Below are 24,880 nucleotides of genomic sequence, written 5' to 3' on the forward strand. Positions count from 1 at the left end.
TCATGGGGTGCGCAGCCAGGCGGTGGTGTCCGGGGGCAGGAGGCGGTCCTCCAGCCGGCCGCTCGCCAGGAGCACCGCCCCGTCCGGCAGCGGGACGGGGTCCGGGCCGAGGTTGGCGACGCAGGTGACGCCCGAGTCGCGGGTGAAGGCCAGGACCCGGTCCCCGTACGGGAGCCAGGCGAGCGTCCCGTCGCCGAAGCACTCCCGGCGCAGGCGCAGGCCCGTGCGGTACAGGTTGAGCATGGAGTCCAGGTCGGCGAGCTGGGCCTCGGCCGTAAGCTTGCGCCAGCTCTCCGGCTGCGGCAGCCACGGCGACGGCCCGCCGAAGCCGAACGGCGGCTCGTCGCCGGACCAGGGCAGGGGGACGCGGCAGCCGTCGCGGCCGGGGTTCGTGCCGCCGGATCGGGCGTACATGGGGTCCTGGCGCAGCTCGTCGGGCAGGTCCTCGACCTCGGGCAGGCCCAGCTCCTCTCCTTGGTAGACGTAGAGGCCGCCGGGCAGGGCCATGGCCAGGAGGGCGGCGGCGCGGGCGCGGCGGTAGCCCAGTTCGGGGTCGGAGGGGGTGCCGTGGAGGGCGCCGCCGTGGGCGAAGCTGGTGTCGGCGCGGCCGTAACGGGTGACGGGGCGGGTCACGTCGTGGTTGGACAGGACCCAGGTGGGCGGGGCGCCGACGGTGGCGTGCGTGGTGAGGGTGAGTTCGATGACGCGGCGCAGTTCCTCCGGGTCCCAGGGGCATGACAGGAAGTCGAAGTTGAAGGCGGTGTGCAGCTCGTCGGGCCGCAGGTAGCGGGCGAAGCGTTCCTGGTCGGGCAGCCACAGCTCACCGATCAGCACGCGGTCCTCGTACGAGTCCGCGATGGTCCGCCAGTGGCGGTAGACGTCGTGGACGGGGTCGAGGTCCTCCCACGCGGTGTCGGACTTGTGGAGCAGGGCGGCCGAGTCGATGCGGACGCCGTCGACGCCGCGGTCGAACCAGAACCGCAGCACGTCCTCGAACTCCCGGTGCACCTCGGGGTTGTCCCAGTTGAAGTCGGGCTGTTCCGGGGCGAACAGGTGGAGGTACCACTGCCCGTCAGGCACCTGCGTCCAGGCGGGACCCCCGAAGATCGACTGCCAGTCGCCCGGCTCGTCACGGAACCAGAACCGGTCGCGGGCGGCCGGGTCGGCCAGGGCCTGCTGGAACCAGTCGCTGGCCGTGGAGCTGTGGTTCGGCACCACGTCGATGATGATCTTCAGGTCCAGCTCGTGCGCCTCGGCGATCAGCGTCTCGGCCTCGGCGAGCGTGCCGAACACCGGCTCGATGCCGCGGTAGTCGGCCACGTCGTAGCCGCCGTCGGCCATCGGCGACGGGTACCACGGGTTGAGCCAGATGGCATCGGCGCCGAGGTCCTTCAAGTAGGGCAGGCGGGACCGGAGCCCGGCCAGGTCGCCGACGCCGTCGCCGTTGCCGTCGGCGAAGCTGCGCAGGTAGACCTGGTAGATCGCGGCCCCCCGCCACCACGTTTTCGACATGATCACCCTTTGATAGATCCGGCGGTGAGACCCGCCATGATGTGACGTTGGAAGACGAAGAAGACGATGATCGTCGGGATGCTGGCGACGACCAGGCCGCCCATGACGGCGTTCTGCGTGACCATGCCGGCGGTCTGCGACAGGCCGACGCTGAGCGTCATCTTGTCGCTGTCGGTCATGACGAGCAGCGGCCAGACGAAGTCCTTGAACGAGGTGACGATGGTGAAGATCGACACCACGCCGAGGATCGGCCGCGACACGGGCAGCACCACCGACCAGAGCACCCGGAAGGCGCCGGCGCCGTCGATCCGCGCGGCCTCGATCAGCTCGCGCGGGATCGAGTCGAAGAACCGTTTGAGCAGGAAGATGTTGAACCCGTTGGCGGCCGCCGGGAACCACAGCCCCCAGGGATTGTTCAACAATCCGAGGTCGACGACGGTGACGTAGAGCGGGATCAGCACGACCATGGCCGGGATCATCAGCGTGGCCAGCATCGCGCCCAGGATCACCCCGCCGAACATCGGCCGCAGCCTCGACAGCGCGTACGCCGCCGACACGTCCACGAGCATGCAGAAGACCCAGCCGCCCAGCGAGTAGTAGGCGGTGTTCCACAGCAGCGTGCCGAGGTCGAACAGGTTCCACGCCTCGGCGTAGGCGTCGAGGGTGGGGTCGGCGGGGAAGAGCGTCGGCGGCATCTGGGCGATCTCCTCGCCCGTCTTCATGGCGCCGGTGATCATCCAGTAGAGCGGGAAGACGAAGGCCAGCGTGAAGGTCACCACGACCGTGACGAGCACGGCCCAGTAGACGCGCCGTCCCCATCGGCTGTTGAGCTGGAGCGGGGAGATGATCGTACGGAACTGCCCGGTATGGATGGGTTTCGGGCGGCGGGCCGCCCGCCTGCGGCCGGCGGCGGCCCGGGCGCCGACGGAGATCATGCCTTGTCCTCCCGGGTGAGCCGGAGCTGGAACGCGGCGAAGACGAGCAGCACGATCATGAGCATCATGCCGAGCGCGCCGGCCACGCCGTAGTTCTGGTTCGTGAAGGCGAACTGGAACATCATGTAGGCGACGGTGACGGTCGAGCCCGCGGGCCCGCCGCCGGTGAGCATGTACGGCTCGATGAAGACCTGCATGGTGGCCACGATCTGCAGCATCAGCATGAGCAGCAGGATCAGCCTGGTCTGCGGGATCGTGACGTGCCTGATCCGCTTGATGATCCCGGCCCCGTCCAGCTCGGCCGCCTCGTACAGCTCCGGCGGGATGTTCTGCAGCGCCGCCAGGTAGATCAGGGTCGCGCTCCCCATGTTCATCCAGGTCGAGACGATGACCAGGGAGATCAGCGCGGTGGCCGGGGAGTCGAGCCAGGCCAGGCCGGGCAGGTTGACCAGCCCGAGCAGCTGGTTGAACAGCCCGGGCCCCGGATCGAAGAACCACCTGAACAGCAGCACCGCGACGATCGGCGGCAGCATGACCGGCAGGTAGACCACGAACCTGAGATAGGCCCGGGCGTGGCGCAGCTCGTTGAGCACGAGCGCGACGACGAACGGCACGGCGAAGCCGCACACCAGCGCGAGGAACGTGAACTGCAGGGTGGCGATCCAGGCCTCGGTGAAGCCCGGGTATCCCACGGCGTACTCGAAGTTGTCCAGCCCGACCCAGGTGGGCGGATCGATCAGGTTCGTCTCCTGGAAGCTCAGGATGAACTCTCTGATCATCGGATACCAGGCGAACACCGCGAAGCAGAACAGCGCCGCGCACAGGAACCCGTAGGCCGTCAGGTTGCGCCTCAGAACAGCCATGGATCAGCCCTTGGCCGCCAGCACGGCGTTCACCTTGGTCTCGGCGTCGGCGAGCAGCTTGTCGATGTCGGCGTCCTCGTCGGACAGCACGCCGGACATGGCCACGTCGAGGATCGCGTAGATCTCCTGGGCGTGGACCGGCTCGGCCTTGGGCGGGATGGCGGCGGAGGCCTTGACGTACGGGTCGTAGTTCTCGACCGGCAGGGAGGCGTTCTTCACCCGGTCGGCCTGGATGGCCTGGCCGGTGGGCGAGTCGCCGTAGACCGCGTTGTCGGGGACGCCGACCGGGTTGCCGATGGCCTTGCCGCGGGCGAAGTCGAAGCGGCCCTCGCCGACGGTGTTGAAGCGGAAGTCGAGCCACCGCATGCCCGCCTTCGCCTCCTCGGGCGTGGCCTTGGGGTTGATCATGAACGCTTCGCCGCCGCTCAGCGACGCCTTGGCCTCGGGGAAGCCGGTGATGCCGTAGTCGGCGACGCTGCCCTTGAACTTGCCGACCACGTCGGTGACCACGTCCGGGGCGCCGAGCATCATGCCGACCTTGCCGCTGCCCATCGCCACCATGAGCGACTCCCAGCCGACCAGCAGCTTGGTGCCCATGCTGTCGTCGACCCAGCGCATGTCGTGCAGCGTCTGCAGGACGGCCCTGCCCTCGGGCGAGTTGAAGGCGGCCTTCTTGCCGTCGTCCGTCAGGATGCTGCCGCCGCGGCCGTAGATGGCCTGGGTGAAGTGCCAGCCGCCGGTGTTGCCGCCGGAGTACTCACCGTAGCCGACGTGGCCGGGGCCGAGCGCGGCGATCTTCTTGGCGGCCTCGCGGATCTCGGCCCAGGTCGTGGGCGGCGTGTCGGGGTCGAGGCCGGCCTCGGCGAACAGCTTGCGGTTGTAGACCAGGCCGACGCCGTAGTGCACGTTGGGCACGCCGTAGACCTTGCCGTCCTTGGTCACCAGGTCGCGCACGTCCTGGCGCAGGTCGTCCCAGTTCTTGATCTCGCCGGTGTACGCGGTGATGTCGAGGGCCTGCCCCTGCCTGATCACGTCGTCGTAGTTGGTGACGGGGACCACGAAGACGGTCTCCATCTGGCCGCCGGCGAGCTTGGGGCCGAACGTCTTGGGGTCGAAGCAGGGTTGCTGGTCGGTGCTCTTGACGGTGACGCCGGGGTTCGCCTTCATGAACGCGGCCACGTCGTCGTCCCACGCCTGGCGCTCCTTGGGCGCGGACTTGGCGGGCTGGCAGGCGACGGTGATGGTGACCTGGCCGGCCCCGCCCGCCGGGGGAGCCTGCTGCCCGGAGCCGCAGGCGGCGAGTCCGAGCGCGGATGCGACTAAGAGCCCAGCGGATCTCTTCATGATCTGACCCTTCTGATGCGAATTGCCCACACCATAGGATCAGCGACTTATCTCCGCAATATTCAGACTGAAGATTGCAAGATAACGACTACATCACGTACGGACTCGCGCCGTGGAGGCGCGCACCACCAGCTCAGGCTCGAACAGCAGCTCGTCCGCGGGCACGACGGCCTTGTCGATCTGCGCCACCAGCAGGTCGACGACGGCCCGGCCCATCGCGTCGATCGGCTGGCGGACCGTCGTGAGCGGCGGCTCGGTGCAGTTCATCAGCGCCGAGTCGTCGAAGCCGACCACCGACACCTCGCGCGGCACGCTCAGCCCGGCGCGGCGGGCGGCCCTGATCGCGCCGAGCGCGAGCAGGTCGCTGGCGCACACGACGGCGGTGACCCCGCGCCTGACCAGCCGGGCGGCCGCCGCGTGCCCGCCCTCCAGGGAGAACATGGTGTGCTCGACCAGGTCCGCGTCGCCGCCCCCGGCCTGGAACGCCTCCAGCTTGCGCCGCGACGGCACGTGGTCCCTGGGGCCGAGCACCATGCCGATCCGCTCGTGGCCGAGGGCCCGCAGGTGGCCCAGCGCGATCTCGGCCGCCACCACGTCGTCGCACGACACCTGCGGGAAGTCCAGGTGGCCGACGGCGGCGTTGACCAGGACCGTGGGCAGCTTGCGCTCGTGCAGCAGCTCGTAGTGACCGTGCGCGGCGTCGGCCTGCGCGTACAGGCCGCCGGCGAACACCACGCCGCTGACCTGCTGCTGGAGCAGCAGATCGACGTAGTCGGCCTCGGAGACGCCGCCGACCGTGCGGGTGCAGAGCACGGAGGTGAACCCCTGCTGGGCCAGCGCGCCGCCGACGACCTCGGCGAACGCGGGGAAGATCGGGTTCTGCAGCTCGGGGAGGACCAGGCCGACCAGCCGGGCACGGTCGCCGCGCAGCTGGGTGGGGCGCTCGTAGCCGAGCACGTCGAGGGCGGTGAGCACCGCCTCCCGGGTGGCGTCGGACACCCCCGGCTTGCCGTTGAGCACGCGGCTCACGGTCGCCTCGCTCACCCCGACCTTCTTGGCCACCTCTGCGAGTCGTCGCGTCATGACGCAAACTATACGACTGTCAGCGCAAACCATTGCAAGTACTTACGTGAGCATCACAGCAGCATTCATTTCTTGCGCAATCCAGTCGAGATATTGCTCACATCTGCAGGAAAGCCTATGGTGCGGCCAACTGTACTCCTGCGAAGGGCCACCCCCCATGCGCGCACTCTTAGCCGCCCTGACCCTCGTCCTAGGACTCCTCATCGCCCCGCCCCCGGCCGCCGCCGCCACCAATCTGGCCGCCGGGAAGGCCGCCACCGCGAGCGGCTTCACCGACGTCTACCGGGCCGCCAACGTCACCGACGGCGACCAGGCCACCTACTGGGAGTCGGCCAACGGCCAGTTCCCGCAGTGGGTCCAGGTGGACCTGGGCGCCGCCGCCACGCTCACCGGACTCACCCTCAAGCTGCCGGCCGGCTGGCCGAGCCGCACCCAGACGCTCACCGTCCAGGGCAGCGCGGACGGCTCCGGCTTCGCCACGCTCAAGCCGTCGGCCACGTACGGCTTCGCGCCGTCCGCCACGATCACGCTGAGCGGCAGCGCCCGGTACGTCCGGCTGCTGTTCACCGCGAACACCGGCTGGCCCGCCGCCCAGCTCGCCGAGTTCGAGGTGTACGGGGAGAGCGGCGGCCCCGGCCCCGACCCGGAGCCGGGCACGAACCTGGCCACCGGCAAGGGGATCGCCGCCTCCTCGCACACCCACACGTACGTGGCCGGCAACGCCAACGACGGTGACGTCAGGACGTACTGGGAGGGCCAGACCTACCCGAACACACTGACCGTCGCGCTCGGCGGCGACGCCGACCTCACCTCTGTGGTGCTCAAGCTGAACCCGGACGCCGTCTGGGCCAGGCGCACCCAGACCGTCGAGGTGCTCGGCCGCGCGCGGGGCGCCGCCGACTTCTCCCGCCTCGTCGCGCCCGCCGCGTACGTCTTCGACCCCGCCACCGGCAACAGCGTGACGATCCCGGTCACCGCGCGGGCCGCCGACGTGCGGCTGCGGATCACCGCCAACTCCGGCGCGCCCGGCGGGCAGGTGGCCGAGTTCCAGGTGTTCGGCACGGCCGTCCCGCTCCCCGACAGCGCCGACCTGGTCGCCGACGTCGGCTGGACCCCGGGCAACCCGGACCCCGGCGACACCGTCACCTTCACCGTCGCCATCAGGAACCAGGGCACCATCGCCTCCGGCGCCGGCTCGCACGGCATCACGCTCGCCGTGCTCGACGGCTCGGGCGCGACCGTCCGCACGCTGACCGGCTCCGCCAGCGGCGTCATCGCGCCGGGAGCCACCACCGCCCCGGTCCCGCTCGGCACCTGGACCGCGGCCGACGGCCGGCACACGGTCCGCGTGGTGCTCGCCGACGACCCCAGGGAACTGCCTGACAAGCGGGACAACAACACCAGCACGCACCCGCTGTCCATCGGCAGGGGCGCGAACATGCCGTACGACACGTACGAGGCCGAGGAGGCGGTCGTCGGCGGCGGCGCCACCCGGATCGGCCCGAACAGGACGATCGGCGACCTGGCCGGGGAGGCGTCCGGCCGCCGTGCGGTGACGCTCGCCGCCACCGGCTCCTACGTCGAGTTCACCACCAAGGCGGCCACGAACACGCTCGTCACCCGCTTCTCGATCCCGGACGCGCCGGGCGGCGGCGGCCTCGACGCGACGCTGAACGTGTACGTCGACGGCGCCTTCCACAAGGCGATCAACCTGACCTCGCGCTTCGCCTGGCTGTACGGCCCCGAGGCGAGCCCGGACAACAACCCCGGCTCCGGCCCTCCGCGGCACGTCTACGACGAGGCCAACCTGATGCTGGACACCACGGTCCCGGCGGGCCGCAAGATCAGGCTGCAGAAGGACGCGGCCAACACCTCCACCTACACGATCGACTTCGTCGACTTCGAGCAGGTCTCCCCCATCGGCAACCCCGACCCGGCGAAGTACGCCGTACCGACCGGGTTCGGGCACCAGGACGTGCAGAACGCGCTCGACCGGGCCCGCATGGACAGCGCGCTCACCGGCGTCTACCTGCCGCCGGGCAGCTACCAGACGACGGGCAAGTTCCAGGTGTACGGGAAGGCCGTCAGGATCGTCGGCGCCGGGCCCTGGTACACCCGCTTCCACGCGCCGGCCGGGCAGTCGAACACCGACGTCGGCTTCCGCGCGGACGCGACGGCCAACGGCTCGGCGTTCGCGGGCTTCGCCTACTTCGGCAACTACACCTCGCGCATCGACGGGCCGGGCAAGGTGTTCGACTTCACGAACGTGGCGGACATGACGATCGAGAACCTGTGGGTGGAGCACCAGGTCTGCATGTACTGGGGCTCGAACACGGACGACATGACGATCAGGAACTCGCGGATCAGGAACGTGTTCGCCGACGGGCTCAACATGACCAACGGCAGCACCGGCAACCATGTCACCCACGTGGAGACCCGGTCCACCGGCGACGACAGCTTCGCCCTGTTCTCCGCCACCGACAACAACGCGGGCGAGCAGCACGGCAACGTCTACGAGAACCTGACCTCGCTGCTCACCTGGCGGGCCGCGGGCGTGGCCGTCTACGGCGGGTACGGCAACACCTTCCGCGACATCTACGTGGCCGACACGCTGGTCTACTCGGGCGTCACGATCAGCTCGCTCGACTTCGGCTACCCGATGCACGGCTTCGGGGCGAACCCGCCCACCCGGTTCGAGAACATCTCGCTCGTCCGGGCCGGCGGCCACTTCTGGGGCGCGCAGACCTTCCCGGCGATGTGGCTGTTCTCGGCGTCGAAGACGTTCCAGGGCATCCGGGTCAGCAATCTGGACATCGTCGATCCCACGTACAGCGGGATCATGTTCCAGACCATGTACGACGGCGCGCGGCCGGTGAACCCGGTCACCGACACCGTCTTCACGGACGTGTCGATCACCGGGGCGCGCAGGAGCGGCGACGCCTACGACGCCAAGTCGGGCTTCGGCATCTGGGTGAACGAGCTGCCGGAGCAGGGCCAGGGCCCGGCCGTCGGCTCGGCCACGTTCCGCGGCCTGCGCTTCGCCGACAACGCGCAGAACATCAAGAACACCACCTCGACGTTCACCCTGAACATCGAGTAGCTACAGCTCGCCCCTGGCCGGCAGGCCCTGCCAGTCGCTGGCGGTGGACGCGGCGGCGGCGCTCAGCTGCGTCGCGCGCCCCAGGCGCTCCGGCGGGGTCAGCCCGTCCAGGGCCGCGCTGAGGTAACCGGCCACGAACGCGTCCCCGGCCCCGCCGTAGTCGACCACCGGCGTCTGCGGGCCGGGGGCGTCGTAGCGCATCCGGTCGGCCCGCACGCTCGCGCCCTTGGCGCCGCGGGCGACCACGACCTCGCGTTCGGGGGTGAGCGCGGGCTTGACGAGGTCCAGCTCGTCCTGGCGGACGAAGAGCAGGTGGGACTGGCAGGCCAGCTCGGTGAGCACCTCCTCCGCCTCGCGCACCGACGCCCACAGCTCGGGGCGGTACTCGACGGCGAACGAGATCGGCACCTCCGCGCTCTTGGCCGCGCTCACGGCGGCCAGCACGGCGTCGTGCGGATCCCTGCCCAGAGCCGCGGTGACGCCGGTGACGTGCAGCATCCGCGCGGCGCCGACCCGGTCGATCGGCACGTTGCCGGGTGACAGCGTCGAGCCCGCCGAGCCGGCGCGGTAGTGGGTGACGAGCGGCTCGCGGCCCACCCGCGCGTCGCGCAGCAGCAGCCCGGTCGGCACCCCTTCCGTGACGCGCGTGTCGGTGACGTCGACGCCCTCGCCGCGCAGCACCGTCAGCACCCGGGCGCCCAGCTCGTCGGAGCCGACCTTGCCGGCGAAGGCGCACCGGTGACCGAGCCGCGCCAGGGCCACGGCCAGGGTGAACTCGGGGCCGCAGATGTCCAGCCTGGCCTCGGTCTCGTGGCGGACCCGGCCGCTGGAGACCACCCCGAGCGCCTCTCCGAGGGTGTAGACGTCGGTCATGGGCTCCGAGCCTAGTCGGTCAGGTGGCCTCAAAACGGATTTTTTTCCATCAGTGCAGGTGACCACCGTGATCAAAATTTTTCCGTAACTTTAGCGAACCTTTCCCCCTTAGTGTGGCTCTAAGCAGTAAAGGGAACCGGTCATCCCGGGCCGGTGCCACAAGATTTACGGGGAGAAGCACCCTCATGCGAAAGATCGCCGTAGGCCTGGTCGCCGCTCTCGCGGGCGGGACCATGCTGATGTCTGGTGGCAGCGCAGTCGCCGCCACCACCACCAAGGCGCCTAAGGTCGAGATCCTCGATGTCTCGCCGAACCCTGTCGTCGTCAAGCACGGCAGCGAGACCGTCGCCCGCTTCAAGGTGGGCGCCAGCTCCGACGTCGAGAAGGTCGAGCTCAGCGTCGAGCCGGCCGACAGCAAGTTCCGCACCCTGCGGGGCAAGGAAGTCAAGCCCCTGGAGAACTGGCTCTTCTCGGTGCCGTTCACCTCGCACGACCCCGAAGGCAAGTGGAAGGCCATCGCCACCGCCTTCGACAAGGAGGGCAAGCGTGTCGCCCACGACACGTCGTTCTTCTACGTCGACGTCCGCAAGGGCTGGAGCAAGGCCGACACCCGGCTGAGCTTCGACGCCTCGCCGTCGAAGGTCCGCAAGGGCAAGTCGGTCTACTTCTCCGGCCGCCTGCTGGCCGAGCGCGGTGACCACTGGCGCGCCGTGGGCTACGAGAAGGTCCACGTCTACTACAAGGCCAACGGCTCCAGTGGCTGGAAGTGGGTCGCCTCCGACCGCACCGACCGTCACGGCAAGTTCTACGCCAAGGACCGCGCCTACCGTAGCGGCAGCTACAAGGCCGTCTTCAAGGGCGACAGGAAGCTCGACGACGCCACCAGCCGCACCGACTACGTGCGCGTCTACAGCTGGCGCCGGTAAGCACCACTGAGTGAAGGCCCGGCCGGGCTCCGGCCGGGCCTTCGCCGTGCCCGGGCCCGGTGAGTTCCGGGATCCTGCGGGTAGCGACCGGATATGCCAGAGGATCTGCTGCGCGAGTACGACCCGTTCGACATCTTCGACGCCGAGGCGTCCCGGCTGGACTGGTTCTTCTCCGGCCTGGACGAGGAGGGCTGGCGGCGCCCTTCCCGCGCCGCCGGATGGACCGTCCGCGACGTGCTCGGCCACCTGGCCGGCGAGGAGCTCTACAACCAGGCCTGCCTCGACGGCACCCTCGGCGAGCTGCGGCTGCTGATGGAGGCCGAGGGCATCGGCGGCTACAACGAGTTCAACGAGTGGTGCGTCCGTCAGCGGCGTGACCTGCCCGTCGAAGAGGTGCTGCGGGAGTGGCGCGACAAGAACGGCGACACCCGCCGCCGCATGCGCGCGCTCGGCCGCGACGCCCTCCTGGAGACCATGGCCGGCCCCTATCCGGTGGGCGAGCAGGCCTTCCACTACGACTCCGAGTACGCCACGCACGCCGACGACGTGGGCGCTCCCGTCCGCCCGGACGAGGCGGACGACCGCACCTTCTGGCGGGTCGCGGTCGGCCGGTTCGCGCTGGCCGAACAGGACCCGAGCGTGCAGGTGGAGCAGACGGCCGAGCAGATCTGGGTGCACTTCGGCGACGCCGAAGCCAGCTTGTCCTATCCGGACTTCGTCGAGGCGACGGTGGGCCGGCTCCCTCCGGGCAACGGGCTCAGCCCGCGGCTCGCGTCGGCGCTGCGTTGTCTCGCCTGAGAGGAGTGTGAATCCCCATGTGGCTGCGCAACCGCGCGGGAACGGAGCCGTTGACCGCGCGCAGCCCTTACCGGTTGCGGCGGATCCTGTCCCTGGCCGCGCTCGTGCTGGGCACCGCGGCGGCGGTCTACTTCATCACGCAGGCGATGAGCACGGGCGAGCAGGTGTGGGCATGGGAGGCCGCGATCGCGGCGGCCGTCGCGGTCTTCGCCGCCGTCGACCTGGTCATCATCCAGCGCCGCCTCTCACGCCAGCGCGACCGCCAGCACCAGTAGGGCGACTGTCACGACGATGACCGCGACCATGAACCAACCACTCAGGAGCAGCCTCCGGAGACGGCCCGTCCCGGAGGCGACCCCCGACACGCGCCTGGCGAGCTTGGGGTCGTCGCGTTCCAGGGCATCCTCGATCTCCTCAAGGATGCGGCGCTCCCGCTCCGACAGGGCCATATGCCATCACCACCGCTCCCACCGCCGGTCCCGCCCCTGCTACCCAGGGACGGGCCGTTCAGTACGGGGTCACGGCCTGCTGTAACGCTTGTTGAAGCGCTCGACCCGGCCCGCGCTGTCGAGGACGCGGCCGCGGCCGGTGTAGAAGGGGTGGCTCGCCGACGACACGTCGACGTCGATCACCGGGTAGGTGCGGCCGTCCTCCCACTCCACGGTGGCCGTGCCGGTCGCGGTGGACCGGGTGAGGAAGGCGACCCCGGCGCTCGGGTCGCGGAAGACGACGGGACGGTACGCGGGGTGCAGGTTCTTCTTCATGTGCCCGTCAACCAGATAGGAACGGTTTTCATTCCCGCATCGCGAAAGGGGCATGGGAGGACGATGCGCAGCGGCTACGATCGCCGTGGGCGAACCCGGCTCGAGAGCGATTCCGAACACGTAAGGTAGCCGCATGAATACAGCCACCGAGGTCCTGCACCGCGTGTTCGGCTACGACACGTTCCGGCCGGGGCAGCAGGAGATCATCGAGCATGTGGCGGCGGGCGGCGACGCGCTCGTGCTCATGCCGACCGGCGGCGGCAAGTCGCTGTGCTACCAGATCCCCGCGCTCGTCCGGCCCGGGACGGGCGTGGTCATCTCGCCGCTGATCGCGCTCATGCAGGACCAGGTGGACGCGCTCACCGCGCTCGGGGTGCGCGCCGGGTTCCTCAACTCGACGCAGGACTTCGACGAGCGGCAGCTGGTGGAGGCCGAGTTCCTGGCGGGCGAGCTCGACCTGCTCTACCTCGCGCCCGAGCGGCTGCGGCTGGAGTCGACGGTGCGGCTGCTGAAGAAGGGCGCGATCTCGCTGTTCGCCATCGACGAGGCCCACTGCGTCTCCCAGTGGGGCCACGACTTCCGGCCCGACTACCTGGCGCTGTCCGAGCTCCACGCCCAGTGGCCCGAGGTGCCGCGCATGGCGCTGACCGCCACCGCCACCCCGGCCACCCACGCCGAGATCGCCGAGCGCCTCGGCCTGCGCGAGGGCGAGGCCCGCCACTTCGTCGCCGGCTTCGACCGCCCCAACATCCACTACCGGATCACCGCCAAGAGCGAGCCCAAGCGGCAGCTCCTCGACTTCCTCCGCGCCGAGCACCCCGGCGACTCCGGCATCGTCTACTGCCTGTCACGCTCGTCGGCCGAGAAGATCGCCGCGTTCCTGGTCGAGAACGGCATCCCCGCGCTCCCCTACCACGCCGGCCTCGACGCCCGCACCCGCGCCCACCACCAGGCCCGCTTCCTGCGCGAGGAAGGGCTGGTCGTGGTGGCGACGATCGCGTTCGGCATGGGCATCGACAAACCCGACGTGCGCTTCGTGGCCCACCTCGACCTGCCCAAGTCCGTCGAGGGCTACTACCAGGAGACCGGGCGGGCCGGGCGCGACGGGCTGCCCGCCACGGCGTGGATGGCCTACGGCCTGCAGGACGTCGTCCAGCACCGGCGCATGGCCCTCGAAGGCGACGAGCAGCACCGCCGCCGCCAGGCCCTCCACCTCGACGCGATGCTCGCCCTCTGCGAGACCGTGACGTGCCGGCGGGTCATGCTGCTCGACTACTTCGGCCAGCCGGGCGGCTCCCCGTGCGGCAACTGCGACACCTGCCAGACGCCGCCCGAGTCCTGGGACGGCACCGTGCCGGCGCAGAAGGTGCTCTCCACGGTGCTGCGGCTGGCCCGCGAGCGAGGGCAGAAGTTCGGCGTGGGGCAGATCGTCGACATCCTGCTCGGCAAGACGACGGCCAAGGTCCTGCAGCACGGCCACGACTCGCTGACCGTCTTCGGCATCGGCACCGAGCTCGGCAACGCCGAGTGGCACGGCGTGGCCCGGCAACTCCTGGCGCAGGGCCTGCTCGCGGTCGAGCCCAACTACGGCGCCCTCGTCCTGACCGACGCCAGCGCGGCGGTGCTGCGCGGCCAGCACGAGGTCCGCCTGCGCCGCGACCCCCGCCGCCCGGCCAAGGCCGCGTCGGCCCCGAAGTCCCGCCCGGCGGCCGACCTGCCCCCGGAGGCGGCCCCCATCTTCGAACGGCTGCGGGCCTGGCGCGCGGCCACGGCCAAGGAGCAGGGCGTCCCGGCCTACGTCATCTTCCACGACGCCACGCTGCGTGAGATCGCGACACTGGGGCCGTCGTCACTGGAGGAGCTGGGCACGGTGAGCGGGGTGGGCGAGAACAAACTGGCCAAGTACGGCGACCAGGTCCTGGCCACCCTGTCCGACTCCTGACCTCTGCCCCGGGCGTGGTCCTCGCCGGTCTGTCCCGGGCGTGGTCCTTGCCGGACTGCCCCAGGCGTGGCCCTTGCCGGTCTGCCCCAGGCGTGGCCCTTGCCCGTCTGCCCCAGGCATGGTCCTCGCCGGGAGGCGCGCTCCGCGCGGACCGGCTCGGGCTCCTCTCAGCGGGGAGCCGAGCTCCCCGCACCCCTTGGCGGGGGCCTCCCGGCCCCCTGCACCCCCGGATGTGAGGTGGTCGATCGCGGATCGGGTGTGGAAGCTCTCGGCGTGGAGGTCCGAAGCTTGGCAGGGATCTCCCCCATCCATGAACCGGCTGCTCAGACCGTCGAGCCGGATGGTGGTCTCAGCTCGTGAGACGCTGTCCCAGCCAGGACAAGCCCCATGTCGCCACTCCCGCAGCGGCACAGCAGGCGGCACCTTCGGCATCGCCGTCCACACCGGCCACGACCTGGTGGTCCTCGCCGTCCTCGACCAAGGCGGCCCATCGGTCCCTCGCCTGCACCAGGCCCAGGACCACGAGTTGAACGGCCGCGGCCTCCATCCCGTCGAGCAACTCACCACCCGCTGGGGTGTGCACGGCGACGGACACGGCCGGACCGTCTGGGCCCTCCTGCGGCTCACGCCGGAGTCTCCGACCACGAGTGCACGGACGACTCGACACACCCGCCGGTGAAGCACGTTGATGACCTGCTTCAGCGGGGTTTGCAGGCTGTTCCCTGCAAGGAGTCGAGGGCCAGGTTTCATACGAAGCGGCGAAGCGGGGTCTGAGATGGGGGTTTGGGGGGCGCGCCCCCCAAAGGGGCGCAGCCTGAGCTGTCCGGCGCGGAGCGCTGATGGGTGAAGCCCATGCTTGGGGCCCGTTGGCGCTGCCTGCAAGAGACGGGGGCTAGATCCACATATCGTCCAATCATGAGCCTTTCGTATGTGGTGACCGGTGGAGGCAGAGGGATCGGCCGGGCTGTCGTGGAGCGCCTGCTGGGAGAGAAGCACACCGTGGTGGTCGTCGAGCGCGACCCCGATGTGCTGGGCTGGGCCGGCGAGCGGGTGGTCGGGGTGGTCGGCGACGCGGCGGACGAGGGTGTCGCGGGCCGCGCCGCCGACCTGGCGCAGGAGGCGGGCACGCTGGCCGGCTGGGTGAACAACGCCGCCGTCTTCCGCGACGCCTCCGTGCACAGCGCGCCCATCGAGGAGGTACGCGGACTCATCGCGGCGAACCTGGACCTGGCGGTCGTCGGCTGCGCGGTCGCCGTGCGCCGCTTCCTGGATGCCGGCACCGGCGGCGCCGTCGTCAACGTCACCTCCCACCAGGCCCGGCGCGCGGTGCCGGGCAGCCTGCCGTACGCCACGGCCAAGGCCGGGATAGAAGGGCTGACCAGGGCGCTCGCCGTCGAGTACGGCAAGCGGGGGATCCGGGTCAACGCCGTCGCACCCGGGTCGGTGGCGACGGAACGGTACGAGGAGTTCCTGGCCGGGCAGCCGGCGGAGGCGGCGGCCGAGGTCGAGCGGGAGATGGCGCGGCTGCATCCGCTCGGCAGGGTGGCCACGGCCGGTGAGATCGCGGCGGCGGTCGCGTACCTGCTCTCGCCGGAGGCGTCCTTCGTCAACGGGGTGACGTTGCCGGTGGACGGGGGGCGTTCGGTGCTCGGGCTGGACCCCGAGGCCCGGGATTGAGGCAGCAGCGCCTGCGAAACGGACGGAAAACCGCGAGGCCGCCGATTGAGTGATCAAGGGTTGATTGTTCGCCTCAAGGATCATCAGCCTCGATTGAGTTGGCGCCGGATTCGGGTGTCGCCACGCGGCTCCCCGTGCGCCGGTGTCAGCGTGATCCGGCGTGGAACCCTGGGCGTTCACGCCCGGGAGGAAACGACAGCGTGGGAGGGCCCCAGGCCCTAGCGGTGCCCGGACGGTCGTCTCCATGCGGAGCTCAACCCGGCCGTCTCCGGTTCTCGATGTACTCCTTGATGATCGACAGGGGTGCTCCGCCGCAGGATGCGGCGAAATACAAGGGGGACCAGAAATGGCCACCCCATCGATACCGGCCGATGTGGACCGGAAATCCTTGCGCAACATCCGGGCCGAGACACCCTTGAGAGAGTTGACCAGAGTCGACAGCGCGACCTTGGGCGGATAGAGCACCAGTAGGTGGACATGGTCGTGTGGGCATGCAGGTCGTGGACCACGCTGCGGCCCCGTCGGATTTCGGGGTTGGATTTCCATCGTGGCGACATGGACCTGAAGGTAATGTGTTCGATTGTGAGGCTGGTGGTGCGGGTGAGGCTCCTGCCGACGCCGGAGCAGGCGGCGGCGCTGGAAGCCACCCTGCACGCGGCCAACCGGGCGGCGAATCTGGTCGCGGCACTGGCGTTCCGGCACCGGTGTTTCCGTAACTTCGATCTGCGCAAGCACTCCTACGACCGGATCAAGGCCGAGTTCGTGCTGGCCGCCCAGGCCGCCCAGCACGTCATCAAGAAGGTGTGTGACGCCTACCGAACCCTGCACGCCAACCTGGCCGCCGGGAATCTCGGCGAGCCGGGATCGGCACGGCGGATCAAGGTGGAAAGCAAGCCGATCTCCTTCCGGCCGCTGGCGGCCCAGCCGTATGACGACCGGTGCCTGTCTTGGCAACACCAGGCGCGGACGGTGTCGATCTGGACGACCGCCGGGCGGTTGAAAGGGGTGGCCTTCACCGGCTCGGCCGAACACCTGGCCCTGCTGGCCGCCTGCCGCCGGGGTGAGTCGGATCTGGTGTGCCGGGACGGGATGTGGTTCCTGCACGCATGCGTCGAGGTCGCCGATGCCCCGACCGCTAGGCCGGACGGATTCCTCGGGATCGATCTGGGCATCGCCAACATCGCCACCACCAGCACCGGGATCCGGCACAGCGGGAAGCACCTCAACGCGGTCCGCCACCGCAACCGCGAACTACGCCGCCGTCTGCAGGCCAAGCGGACGAAGTCCGCTAGGCGACTGCTGAAGCGCCGCCGCCGCAAGGAAGCCCGCTTCGCCGCGAACGTCAACCATCGCATCGCCAAGCAGATCGTGACCGAGGCAGAACGCACTGGGCGCGGCATCGCCCTGGAAGACCTCCAGGGCATCCGCGAACGGGTACGGCTTCGCAAGCCCCAGCGGGTCACGCTGCATTCCTGGAGTTTCCACCAGTTGGGGAGCTTCATCGGCTACAAGGCGGTCCGGGCGGGGGTCGCCGTCATCCATGTGGACCCGGCCTACACCTCCCAGCAGTGCTCACACTGCGGCCACGTGGACAAGAACAACCGGACCAGCCAGGAAACCTTCGTGTGCACGTCGTGCGACTTCGCTGAGCACGCCGACGTCAACGCGGCCCGTAACATCGCCTCGCGCGGTGCGGCGGGCTGGGCAGTGAGTCACGCTGCCTGACGCGGACCGGGCCGTCGAAGCCACCGGCGGCCAGGAGCTGCAAGCTCGGTCGTTCACGGCCGAGAAGCTGACGTCTTGGAGGTACGGTGACACCTGGTCCGTTCGATCACATCTCCGCCGGATACGACCCCGACCCCGCCCTGTCGATGTCCCTGCACGCCGACGCCTACACCGATCCGCGCTGGTCCGACGTCGACCAGCGGGCGATCTTCGCTCGTACGTGGCAGTGGCTGTGTCACGTGGAGAAGCTGCGGGAGCCGGGGAGCTATGTGACGGGCACGGTCGCCGGCCTGCCGATCGTCGCCGTCCGCGACGAGGCCGGCGCGCTGCGGGCGTTCTACAACGTGTGCAAGCACCGGGCGCACGAACTGCTGACGGGGTCCGGTGTCCGGCGCAGCATCGTGTGCCCGTACCACGCCTGGAACTACGACCTGACCGGCCGGTTGCGGCGGGCGCGCAACACCGGCGACATGCCGGGGTTCGACGCGTCCGCCGTGTGCCTGGACCAGGTCCAGATCGGCGAGTTCGGCGGCATGGTCTATGTCAACCTCGACCCCGGGGCCGCGCCCTTGACCGAACAGGCCGGGGACCTGGAGGCGGAGATCATGGCGCGGGCGCCGGACGTGGCGAAGCTGACCCTCGCCCGCCGGCTCACCTACGACATCGCCTCCAACTGGAAGAACGTTGTCGACAACTTCCTGGAGTGCTACCACTGCCACGTGGCGCACAAGGACTTCGTGTCCCTGGTCGACATGAGCACCTACGAGGTCACCACCCACGGGATCTGGTCCAGCCACATGGCCCTGGCCGGCAAGGCGGAGAACTCCGCCTACGACGTGTCGGGGGCGACGGTCACCGAGCACGCGGTCTGGTGGCTGTGGCCCAACACCTGCCTGCTGCGCTATCCCGGCCGGGGCAACTTCATGGTGCTGCAGATCGTCCCTGACGGCCCGGAGCGGACCCGGGAGACCTGGGACTTCTACCTGGAGACGGCCGAGCCCGACGAGGCCGAGGTGGACAGCATCCGCTACATCGACGAGGTGCTCCAGAAGGAGGACATCGCCCTGGTGGAGAGCGTCCAGCGCGGGATGCGCAGCCCCGCGTTCACCCAAGGCAAGATCGTCTACGATCCCGGCGGGTCCGGCCTGTCGGAGCACGCGGTCCATCATTTCCACGGTCTCGTCCTCGACGCCTACCGCCGCGAACTCGAACGCTCCCCCTGAACGCAGGAACCTTTCCGGCCGTCCGCGTGTAGAGGAAGGGATGGACGGAACGGCCGGGAGGAGCGTCGGTGCGGGCGTTGGCGATGGCGGTGGTGGCGGTGGCGGTGGTCGTGCTCGTCGGCGGGTGCGCGGCGGGCACGACGGGTACGGGCGAGTCCACGCACGCGCCTCCACCGGGCACGGACGGGCCGGTGGCCGGCGCCGCGAAGACCGGGGAGACGTGCAACGGGACCGAACTGCTCACTCCCGCCGACGGCTTCGCCGAGGTGCGGGGCACTTCCGAGGACGCCGAACTGTGGGGGCTGCTCTTCGCCGAGGTGCCGTTCGAGGCGGGGGCCGAGGTGAAGATCGTGTGGCGGATGACCGGGGACGGCCCGCTCAAGGTCTCCGCGACGGGGCCCGGCGGGAAGCGGGCCAAGCTCGTCTGGCTGGAGGACCACGGCGGGTCCAACTGGCGGCGGCCCGGCTACGAGTGGGGCACCGGGTGGGTGTTCCCCGCGCCCGGGTGCTGGAAGGTGGAGCTGTCCAGGACCCGGGGCTCGGGGCACGCCTGGCTACGGGTGGCGTGAGGCGAGGGCGCGGTCGACGAACGTCGTCACGTCCGCCAGCACCTCGTCCTTGTTCGTCTCGTTGAAGACCTCGTGGCGGGCCTCCGGGTAGATGATCTCGGTGAAGTCGCCGCCCTTGACGGCTTCGATGCCGGGCCGGGTGCCCGACAGCGGGACGAGCCGGTCGTCGGAGCCGTGGATCCACAGCGTCGGCAGCGGGCCGAAGGTGCCGCCCTTGGCGATGACCTCGATGGTGGTGGCCAGCGCCTCCAGCGTGGGCCGCTTGAACGCGCCGTGCCACACCAGCGGGTCCGCGGCGTAGGCGACGCCGACGGCGGGGTCGCGGGAGAGCGTGGCCGGGTCGATCGGCACTTCCGGGATCGGGTCGAGCGCGAGCAGTTGCGGGATGACCTCCCAGGAGCCGATCACTGGCCCGGACAGCACCAGCGCGGCCAGACTGTCGCCGTAGCGTTGCGCGTAGCGGGCGGCGATCAGGCCGCCCATCGAGTGGCCGATCAGCACGACGGGCACGCCGGGATGGTCGGCGCGGACGCGCTCGTCCACCGCGTGCACGTCGGTCACCACGTCCTCGAAGTCGTCGATCAGCACCCGCTCGCCCTGCGACTTGCCGTGTCCCATGTGGTCGAGGCCGTAGACGGCGGCGCCGTGGCGCACGAGGGCGTCGGCGACGTGCTCGTACCGGCCGATGTGCTCGCCGTAGCCGTGCACGAGGACGGCGACGTAGCGCGGCCGCTCGTGCGGCCACTCCCGCACGACGTTCTCACCTCGCGTGCCGACGAACCTGTGCTCCCGTGACTCGGCCATGTCGTGCTCCTTCGTGCGTACGCCCCGGCGGGGGGCACTGTGCCAGGCGGGTAGCGCCACCGTATCGGGAAGCGGAGGGGCCAAGGACGAGGTGGGCAAGGTGATCGCCGGCGCCGGCGTCTACATCTGCGACGAGTGCGTCGGACTGTGCAACGCCGTGCTGGAGATGCCGCGCGAGTCGTCGTCCACCGCCGAGATCCCCTGGCCGGACACCATGTCCGACCAGGAGATCCTCGACTTCCTGCCGCGCGTCGCCGCCGTCAGCGCCCAGGTCGACGCCAACCTCCAGGTCTGGGTCGACCGGTTGCGCGACCGGGGTGTCTCATGGGCGCGGATCGGCGCCGCCATGGGCACGGCGCGGCAGTCGGCGTGGGAGAGGTTCTCCGGCGAGAAGAGCTAGATGTCGTAGTCGAACTCGTCGTAGGAGAGCTTGCGGCGCAGGATGTGGACGACCTTCTGCGGGTCGTCGTACGTGTCCGGCACGTAGTAGGGCCTGCCCCGGCGGCCGAACGTGATCGCCGACGGCCCCTCCCAGTCGCCCAGCAGGCCGGAGAGCTGCCCGATCTCCTCGTGCGACTCGACGCCCAGCGAGCGGGCGTAGTCGTCGGCGCCGAACACCAGGTGGCGCGCCAGCTCGACGGGCACCTCCTGGAAGCCCTTGTAGTCGGAGAAGAAGAACTCCCTGAACCGGCGCAGCTCCCGCTCGTCGACCACGTCGGGCCCGATGATGTGCTTGATGCCGGTGCAGTAGACGTCGGCCAGGCAGCCGACGACCGTCAGCTTGTCCCAGTTGTGACGTCTCACCACCAGCACCGACACCTTGCCGCCCTCGGCGTCGGGTGCCTCGTCGGTCCAGCCTCGGGCGGGGTCGACGCCGAGTCCGTTGCTCCAGCCGACGCTCATCCAGCAGCCGATCAGCTCGGCCTCACGGTCGTCCCCGCCGCCGGCGTTCTCGGCCGCGATGGCCCGCACCAGCGGGGCGACGGCCGACGGCGGCACCTTGAGCGCGCGGGCGATCTCCTTGGGCGAGCGGCCCTCGGCCCGCAGCTCGCGTACGCGTTCCTTGAGTTCTGCGCTGTCCACCCGCGCAGCCTAGCCCTTAAGGCCGGATGAAGGGGATCGTAAGCCCGCCCGGTCATGGTGGGCCCTCGCCGACATGGAGAGGGAGGCCACCATGACGCAGACCGCCTCGTACGAGATCATCCGCGTGTTCGACGTGCCCCGCGAGGACGTGTTCGCCGCCTGGACCACGCCGGAGCGGTTCGCCCGGTGGTTCGGGCCGCGGTTCATGGCCGCGCCGGTGGACCGGATCGTCCTGGACGCCCGTCCGGGCGGCCGATGGCAGGTGACGCTGACCGCCGAGGAGGGCTTCGAGGTGACGTTCGACGGCGCCTACCGCGAGGTGGCGCCGCCCGCGCGGCTCGTCTTCACCACCGGCGAACCGGACGATCCCGTCTCGGTGCTGACGGTCGGGCTGGCGGACGACGACGGCAGGACCGCGATGACCTTCCGCGAGGATGGGGCGAACGCGGGCGAGGAGTCGAGGCAGGGCTGGATGGAGTTCTTCGACCGGCTCCACGAGCACCTGACCGGTTGACGCTCAGAGCGCCGCGGTCGCCTCGTCCAGCTCCAGCTTGCCGCCCTCGGCGTACGCGGCCGCGTACGCCGGCTCGCCCAGCGCCTCCCGGCACGCCTCGGCGACCCGCCGGATCTCCTCCTGCTCGGAGGGCACCGGCGGCGTGCGGTGCCGGGCGCGGGCCGCCGCCGCGAGGCCGAGCAGGCGGGCCGCGGCCGGGTGAGAGCCGCCGGCGGCCAGCGCGCTGGCCATGCCCTCCACGGTGAACGCGGTGGTGCGCGGGTCGCCCAGCTTGCGGCACGCGTCGTAGGCCTCACGGTGCAGCGCCAGCGCGGTGGCCCAGTCGCCGCGCTGCTCGGTGACGTAGCCGAGCGCGCCCAGGGTGGTCGGCAGGTGCAGGGCGGGCTCGACGCCGGGGCCGCGCGGGACGCCGTCGAGCAGGTTGAGCAGGTGCCGCTCCGCCAGGTCGAGCTCGCCCGCCTTCTGGGCGGCGAAGGCGAGCCCCATCTCCGACATCATCCGGCCCTCTTGGTAGCCGTGGGAGACGGCCAGCCGCATGGCCCTGCCGCACAGCTCCATCGCGCGCGCGTGGTCGCCCTCGTACATGGCCAGCCAGCCGAGCCACGAGGTGCGCCGGGCGACCTCGGGCCACAGCCCCAGCTCCTCGGCCATGTGGAGACCCTCGGCGAACAGCTCCTTGGCGCGCTCGCCGTCGGCGACCGTCTGGGCCATCCCGGCGAGCCACTCGGTGGCCTGGAGCAGGCCCCAGCGGTCGCCCAGCTCGCGGAAGATCCGGGCGCTCTCCTCGCCGACCTCCTTGAGCGTCTCCAGGTCGCTGGTGGCGAAGGCGGTCCTGGCCTGCCTGCTGAGCGCGGCGGCGACGCCCCACCGGTCGCCGAGGGCGCGGCACTCCTTCAGCGCCCTGCCCACGAGCTCCTCGCTCGACGGCAGGTCGAGGACGACCAGGCCGACGAAGAGCGTGGCCCTGGCCCGCGCGGCGCGGTCGTCGATCCGGGCGAACACCGGCTCCCAGTCGACCTCCTCGCCGAGCAGCGCGGTGAACCCGGCCAGCCATCCAGCGGCGCGGGCGGACGCGTCACCGCCGTCGGACCCGGCCGCGGCCAGCGCCGTCTCCAGGGACCGCCGGCCCTCCGCGAGCCGGCCGCGCAGGAACCAGTACCACGCCAGCGCGTTCACCAGCCGCAGCGCGACGTCCGTCATGCCCTGCTCCACGGCCGTGTCGAGGGCGGCGCGCAGGTTGGCGCCCTCCTGGTCGAGCCGCTGCAGCCAGGCCCGCTGCTCGTGTCCGTAGAGGTGTGGCGCGGCCTGCTCGGCGAGGGCCAGGTAGTGGCGGGCGTGCGCGGCTCGTGCGCTCTCCAGCTCGCCCGCGTCGGCGAGGCGGGCCAGGCAGTATTCGGCCACCGACTCCAGCAGCCGGTAGCGCACGCCCGCGGCGCCGTCGACGACCACCACCAGCGACCGGTCCACCAGCCGGGCCAGCAGGTGGAGCACGTCCTCATCGGGGCTGACCGCCTCGGCGGCCTCGATGGTGCAGCCGTCGGCGTGCACGGCCAGCCGCCGCAGCACCGCCCGTTCGGGCTCGGTGAGCAGGTCCCAGCTCCAGCCGATGACGGCCATGAGCGTCTGCTGGCGGGCGGGCGCGCCGCGCCTACCGGAGGCGAGCAGCTTGAACCGGTCGTCGAGCCGGTCCACCACGCCCCGCACGCCGAGCACCCGCACCGGGGTGGCGGCCAGCTCCAGCGCCAGCGGGATGCCGTCGAGCCGGCGGCAGAGCTGCGCCACCGCCTGCGCGTTGCCCGCGTTCAGCGCGAACCCGCGCGCCGACGCCGCCGCCCGCGCCACGAACAGCCGCACCGCGTCAGACCTGGCCATGACCGCCAGGTCGGTGCTGGCGGGGAGGTTGAGCGGCGGCACCGCCCACAGCACCTCGCCGTCGACCGCCAGCGGCTCCCTGCTGGTGGCGAGGACGCGCAGGCCGGGGGCGGCGCGCAGCAGCCGCGCGGCCAGCTCGGCGGCCTGCTCGACGACGTGCTCGCAGTTGTCGAGCACGAGCAGCATCCGGCGGGCCCGCAGCGCGTCGGCCAGCCGGTCGGCGGGCGCGGCGGCGTCGTCCTGGCGGATGCCGAGCGCGGCCATGACGGCTTCGGGCAGCGACGCCGTGCGCCGGTCGAGCGGGGCCAGCTCCACCAGCCACGCCCCGTCGGGGAACTCCTCGGCCGGCTCGCCCGCCACCTCCAGTGCCAGCCGGGTCTTGCCGACCCCGCCGGTGCCGGTGAGGGTGACCAGCCGCTCCTCCCGCACGAGCGACCGCACCTCGGCCAGCGCGTCGCCCCGGCCGATGAGCTTGCTGAGCGAGGCGGGCAGGTTGGTGGCCGGGCGCTCGGCGGGGCCGCTCAGCGCCGGGTCCTGGCCGAGTATCGCCTGGTGCAGGGCCGCCAGCTCGGGGCCCGGGTCGAGGCCGAGCTCCTCGGCGAGCCGCTCGCGCAGCTCCGCGTAGCCGGCCAGCGCCTCGCTCTGGCGGCCCGCGCGGTAGAGGGCGCGCATGTGAGCGGCCCGCAGCCGCTCGCGCAGCGGGTGGCGGGAGACGAGGTCGCCCAGCTCGCCCACCAGCAGCCCGTGCTCGCCCAGCTCCAGCCGCGCCTCGGCGCGCAGCTCCAGCGCGGTGAGCCGCTGCTCCTCCAGCCGCACGACGGCGGCCCTGGTGAACTCCTCGTCGGCGAAGTCGGCGTAGGCGGGGCCTCGCCACAGGTCGAGCGCGTCGGCGAGCAGGCCGGCGCGGGTGCGCGGGTCGTCGGCGGCCTCGGCGCGCGCGAGCAGGTCGGTGAAGCGGGCGGCGTCGACCTGCTTGCCCGCGGCGAGCTGGTAGCCGGGGGCCTTGGAGACGACCAGGTGCTTGCCGCCCGGCTCGGCGTCCTCCAGCGCCTTGCGCAGCTGGGAGACCCGTACCTGGAGGGCGCCCGTCGGGTTGCCGGGCTGGTCGTCGCCCCACAGGTCGTCGAGCAGGCGGTCGGTGGAGACCGGCCGCCCGTCGTGCACGAGCAGGTCGGCGAGGAGCGCGCGCACCTTGAGCCCCGGCACCGTCACGGGCTCTCCCGCGTCGGTCCAGACGGCCAGCGGGCCCAGCACCCCGAAACGCATGCCCGTC

General features: G+C 71.0%; 23 protein-coding genes and 1 pseudogene. 11 read left to right on the top strand and 13 right to left on the bottom strand.

Annotated features, from left to right (window positions below):
* The 5 genes from FR742_RS29640 to FR742_RS29660 form a co-directional block, all read right to left on the bottom strand.
* Nucleotides 1-1,512 (bottom strand): glycoside hydrolase family 13 protein, encoded by a 1,512-nt coding sequence (locus FR742_RS29640; RefSeq protein WP_148033983.1) that lies wholly within the window; start codon nt 1,510-1,512, stop codon nt 1-3.
* A gap of 2 nt (nt 1,513-1,514) precedes the next feature.
* On the bottom strand, nt 1,515-2,447 hold the full coding sequence (locus FR742_RS29645; RefSeq protein ID WP_148033984.1) for a carbohydrate ABC transporter permease: 933 nt from the start codon (nt 2,445-2,447) through the stop codon (nt 1,515-1,517).
* Nucleotides 2,444-3,310 (bottom strand): carbohydrate ABC transporter permease, encoded by an 867-nt coding sequence (locus tag FR742_RS29650; RefSeq protein ID WP_148033985.1) that lies wholly within the window; start codon nt 3,308-3,310, stop codon nt 2,444-2,446. The genes FR742_RS29645 and FR742_RS29650 overlap by 4 nt, the downstream gene beginning before the upstream one ends.
* 3 nt (nt 3,311-3,313) lie before the next feature.
* Nucleotides 3,314-4,654 (bottom strand): ABC transporter substrate-binding protein, encoded by a 1,341-nt coding sequence (locus FR742_RS29655; RefSeq protein WP_187281356.1) that lies wholly within the window; start codon nt 4,652-4,654, stop codon nt 3,314-3,316.
* A 93-nt stretch (nt 4,655-4,747) separates the two neighbouring features.
* A complete protein-coding gene (locus tag FR742_RS29660) occupies nt 4,748-5,737 on the bottom strand; it encodes a LacI family DNA-binding transcriptional regulator (protein ID WP_148033987.1) in 990 nt (329 codons plus the stop codon).
* Between the two features lie 157 nt (nt 5,738-5,894).
* On the opposite strand from FR742_RS29660, the gene FR742_RS29665 reads away from it, so the two are divergent.
* A complete protein-coding gene (locus tag FR742_RS29665) occupies nt 5,895-8,837 on the top strand; it encodes a discoidin domain-containing protein (protein WP_222709082.1) in 2,943 nt (980 codons plus the stop codon).
* On the opposite strand, the gene FR742_RS29670 is transcribed toward FR742_RS29665, so the two are convergent.
* Nucleotides 8,838-9,710, bottom strand: coding sequence for a sugar kinase (locus tag FR742_RS29670; RefSeq protein WP_148033989.1), 873 nt, complete (start codon nt 9,708-9,710; stop codon nt 8,838-8,840).
* 185 nt (nt 9,711-9,895) lie between these two features.
* Between FR742_RS29670 and FR742_RS29675 the strand changes: the two genes are divergently transcribed.
* The 3 genes from FR742_RS29675 to FR742_RS29685 all read left to right on the top strand — a co-directional run bounded on the left by FR742_RS29675 (nt 9,896) and on the right by FR742_RS29685 (nt 11,709).
* Nucleotides 9,896-10,636, top strand: a complete 741-nt coding sequence (locus tag FR742_RS29675; RefSeq protein ID WP_148033990.1) for a hypothetical protein — start codon at nt 9,896-9,898, stop codon at nt 10,634-10,636.
* A 93-nt stretch (nt 10,637-10,729) separates the two neighbouring features.
* On the top strand, nt 10,730-11,434 hold the full coding sequence (locus tag FR742_RS29680; protein WP_148033991.1) for a maleylpyruvate isomerase N-terminal domain-containing protein: 705 nt from the start codon (nt 10,730-10,732) through the stop codon (nt 11,432-11,434).
* 17 nt (nt 11,435-11,451) lie between these two features.
* Nucleotides 11,452-11,709, top strand: a complete 258-nt coding sequence (locus FR742_RS29685; RefSeq protein ID WP_148033992.1) for a DUF6343 family protein — start codon at nt 11,452-11,454, stop codon at nt 11,707-11,709.
* Here the strand turns inward: FR742_RS29685 and FR742_RS29690 are convergent.
* Together FR742_RS29690 and FR742_RS29695 are read right to left on the bottom strand one after the other, a co-directional pair.
* Nucleotides 11,680-11,883, bottom strand: coding sequence for a DUF3040 domain-containing protein (locus FR742_RS29690; RefSeq protein WP_148033993.1), 204 nt, complete (start codon nt 11,881-11,883; stop codon nt 11,680-11,682). The two genes, FR742_RS29685 and FR742_RS29690, sit on opposite strands and share 30 nt — an antisense overlap.
* Before the next feature lie 69 nt (nt 11,884-11,952).
* Nucleotides 11,953-12,198, bottom strand: coding sequence for a type B 50S ribosomal protein L31 (locus FR742_RS29695; protein ID WP_148033994.1), 246 nt, complete (start codon nt 12,196-12,198; stop codon nt 11,953-11,955).
* A 133-nt stretch (nt 12,199-12,331) separates the two neighbouring features.
* Between FR742_RS29695 and recQ the strand changes: the two genes are divergently transcribed.
* The gene (gene recQ, locus FR742_RS29700) at nt 12,332-14,140 is read left to right on the top strand and encodes a DNA helicase RecQ (RefSeq protein WP_148033995.1); all 1,809 of its coding nucleotides are present in this window, start codon (nt 12,332-12,334) and stop codon (nt 14,138-14,140) included.
* 349 nt (nt 14,141-14,489) lie between these two features.
* Here the strand turns inward: recQ and FR742_RS45370 are convergent, their stop codons facing one another.
* Nucleotides 14,490-14,735 (bottom strand): hypothetical protein, encoded by a 246-nt coding sequence (locus FR742_RS45370; RefSeq protein WP_222709083.1) that lies wholly within the window; start codon nt 14,733-14,735, stop codon nt 14,490-14,492.
* Between the two features lie 320 nt (nt 14,736-15,055).
* Here FR742_RS45370 and FR742_RS29710 point away from each other — a divergent pair, with 320 nt between their 5' ends.
* A complete protein-coding gene (locus tag FR742_RS29710; RefSeq protein WP_148033997.1) occupies nt 15,056-15,817 on the top strand; it encodes an SDR family NAD(P)-dependent oxidoreductase in 762 nt (253 codons plus the stop codon).
* 253 nt (nt 15,818-16,070) lie between these two features.
* Here the strand turns inward: FR742_RS29710 and tnpA are convergent.
* Nucleotides 16,071-16,300: pseudogene (gene tnpA / locus FR742_RS29715) on the bottom strand (IS200/IS605 family transposase); the annotation flags it as partial.
* A 72-nt stretch (nt 16,301-16,372) separates the two neighbouring features.
* Between tnpA and FR742_RS29720 the strand changes: the two are divergent.
* The 3 genes from FR742_RS29720 (at nt 16,373) to FR742_RS29730 (ending at nt 19,334) form a co-directional block, all read left to right on the top strand.
* Nucleotides 16,373-17,542, top strand: a complete 1,170-nt coding sequence (locus FR742_RS29720) for a transposase (protein WP_261808812.1) — start codon at nt 16,373-16,375, stop codon at nt 17,540-17,542.
* Between the two features lie 86 nt (nt 17,543-17,628).
* Nucleotides 17,629-18,765 (top strand): ring-hydroxylating oxygenase subunit alpha, encoded by a 1,137-nt coding sequence (locus FR742_RS29725; RefSeq protein WP_261808813.1) that lies wholly within the window; start codon nt 17,629-17,631, stop codon nt 18,763-18,765.
* 68 nt (nt 18,766-18,833) lie between these two features.
* Complete coding sequence (locus FR742_RS29730; RefSeq protein WP_148033998.1) at nt 18,834-19,334, top strand: hypothetical protein; 501 nt, start codon at nt 18,834-18,836, stop codon at nt 19,332-19,334.
* On the opposite strand, the gene FR742_RS29735 is transcribed toward FR742_RS29730, so the two are convergent.
* The gene (locus FR742_RS29735) at nt 19,320-20,138 is read right to left on the bottom strand and encodes an alpha/beta hydrolase (RefSeq protein ID WP_148033999.1); all 819 of its coding nucleotides are present in this window, start codon (nt 20,136-20,138) and stop codon (nt 19,320-19,322) included. The genes FR742_RS29730 and FR742_RS29735 overlap by 15 nt on opposite strands.
* A 91-nt stretch (nt 20,139-20,229) precedes the next feature.
* Between FR742_RS29735 and FR742_RS29740 the strand changes: the two genes are divergently transcribed.
* Nucleotides 20,230-20,538, top strand: a complete 309-nt coding sequence (locus FR742_RS29740) for a ClpX C4-type zinc finger protein (RefSeq protein ID WP_222709084.1) — start codon at nt 20,230-20,232, stop codon at nt 20,536-20,538.
* On the opposite strand, the gene FR742_RS29745 is transcribed toward FR742_RS29740, so the two are convergent.
* Entirely contained in the window at nt 20,535-21,221 is a 687-nt protein-coding gene (locus FR742_RS29745) for a helix-turn-helix domain-containing protein (protein ID WP_148034001.1), read from the bottom strand. The two genes, FR742_RS29740 and FR742_RS29745, sit on opposite strands and share 4 nt — an antisense overlap.
* A gap of 91 nt (nt 21,222-21,312) precedes the next feature.
* On the opposite strand from FR742_RS29745, the gene FR742_RS29750 reads away from it, so the two are divergent.
* The gene (locus FR742_RS29750) at nt 21,313-21,735 is read left to right on the top strand and encodes an SRPBCC domain-containing protein (RefSeq protein ID WP_148034002.1); all 423 of its coding nucleotides are present in this window, start codon (nt 21,313-21,315) and stop codon (nt 21,733-21,735) included.
* A 3-nt stretch (nt 21,736-21,738) separates the two neighbouring features.
* On the opposite strand, the gene FR742_RS29755 is transcribed toward FR742_RS29750, so the two are convergent.
* Nucleotides 21,739-24,873: a BTAD domain-containing putative transcriptional regulator gene (locus FR742_RS29755; protein WP_148034003.1), complete on the bottom strand. Its 3,135-nt coding sequence runs from the start codon at nt 24,871-24,873 to the stop codon at nt 21,739-21,741.
* Between the last annotated feature and the right edge of the window lie 7 nt (nt 24,874-24,880).

The sequence above is a fragment of the Nonomuraea sp. C10 genome (assembly GCF_008017515.1).
GTDB lineage: Bacteria > Actinomycetota > Actinomycetes > Streptosporangiales > Streptosporangiaceae > Nonomuraea > Nonomuraea ferruginea.